This is a genomic window from Salmonella sp. 32010601201800023SM (genome assembly GCF_017572235.1).
In the GTDB taxonomy this organism is placed as follows: domain Bacteria; phylum Pseudomonadota; class Gammaproteobacteria; order Enterobacterales; family Enterobacteriaceae; genus Salmonella; species Salmonella enterica.
Genome location: NZ_JAGEQS010000020.1, coordinates 1 through 1,150 on the forward strand (window position 1 = coordinate 1; position 1,150 = coordinate 1,150).

The following is a 1,150-nucleotide window of genomic DNA, read 5'->3' on the forward strand; positions in this document are numbered from 1 at the left end:
CGCTGGCAACAAAGGATAAGGGTTGCGCTCGTTGCGGGACTTAACCCAACATTTCACAACACGAGCTGACGACAGCCATGCAGCACCTGTCTCACAGTTCCCGAAGGCACCAATCCATCTCTGGAAAGTTCTGTGGATGTCAAGACCAGGTAAGGTTCTTCGCGTTGCATCGAATTAAACCACATGCTCCACCGCTTGTGCGGGCCCCCGTCAATTCATTTGAGTTTTAACCTTGCGGCCGTACTCCCCAGGCGGTCTACTTAACGCGTTAGCTCCGGAAGCCACGCCTCAAGGGCACAACCTCCAAGTAGACATCGTTTACGGCGTGGACTACCAGGGTATCTAATCCTGTTTGCTCCCCACGCTTTCGCACCTGAGCGTCAGTCTTTGTCCAGGGGGCCGCCTTCGCCACCGGTATTCCTCCAGATCTCTACGCATTTCACCGCTACACCTGGAATTCTACCCCCCTCTACAAGACTCAAGCCTGCCAGTTTCGAATGCAGTTCCCAGGTTGAGCCCGGGGATTTCACATCCGACTTGACAGACCGCCTGCGTGCGCTTTACGCCCAGTAATTCCGATTAACGCTTGCACCCTCCGTATTACCGCGGCTGCTGGCACGGAGTTAGCCGGTGCTTCTTCTGCGGGTAACGTCAATTGCTGCGGTTATTAACCACAACACCTTCCTCCCCGCTGAAAGTACTTTACAACCCGAAGGCCTTCTTCATACACGCGGCATGGCTGCATCAGGCTTGCGCCCATTGTGCAATATTCCCCACTGCTGCCTCCCGTAGGAGTCTGGACCGTGTCTCAGTTCCAGTGTGGCTGGTCATCCTCTCAGACCAGCTAGGGATCGTCGCCTTGGTGAGCCGTTACCTCACCAACTAGCTAATCCCATCTGGGCACATCTGATGGCAAGAGGCCCGAAGGTCCCCCTCTTTGGTCTTGCGACGTTATGCGGTATTAGCCACCGTTTCCAGTAGTTATCCCCCTCCATCAGGCAGTTTCCCAGACATTACTCACCCGTCCGCCACTCGTCAGCGAAGCAGCAAGCTGCTTCCTGTTACCGTTCGACTTGCATGTGTTAGGCCTGCCGCCAGCGTTCAATCTGAGCCATGATCAAACTCTTCAATTTAAAAGTTTGATGCTCAA

General features: G+C 54.5%; 1 rRNA gene. It reads right to left on the reverse strand.

Annotated elements, in window-relative coordinates:
• Positions 1-1,133, reverse strand: a 16S ribosomal RNA gene (locus J4617_RS22805); the annotation flags it as partial.
• Positions 1,134-1,150: the final 17 nt, after the last annotated feature.